Raw genomic sequence first — 255 nt, 5'->3', positions numbered from 1 at the left:
CACGGCGCCGAACTCGACATCCTGCTGCAGAAACGTCGCGACAAGGCTGCAGCAAAGCGCTTCTTCAACCGCGTGCTGGCCGCCTGTCCCGACGCGCCAGGAAGGATTGTCACCGATCAGCTTCGCAACTACCCGGCAGCCAAGGCCGACATCCCCGAACTGGCGAACGTCAAGCATGTGTTCGTCAAGGCTGCGGCCCGGGTGAACAACCGGGCAGAGAATAGTCATCAGCCTACGCGTGAACGTGAGCGGCGC

The 255-nt window shown here is 62.7% G+C and carries 1 protein-coding gene; it reads left to right on the top strand.

Features of this window, described 5'->3' with window-relative positions:
• Positions 1-255 (top strand): DDE-type integrase/transposase/recombinase (locus AB4Y34_RS42425; protein WP_368719373.1); only part of this gene is annotated, 255 nt, incomplete at both ends.

It is taken from the genome of Paraburkholderia sp. BR10954, assembly GCF_040965775.1.
In the GTDB taxonomy this organism is placed as follows: domain Bacteria; phylum Pseudomonadota; class Gammaproteobacteria; order Burkholderiales; family Burkholderiaceae; genus Paraburkholderia; species Paraburkholderia youngii.
Note: the sequence above shows the minus strand (reverse complement) of the source record. Positions and strands in the feature narration are given on the sequence as shown.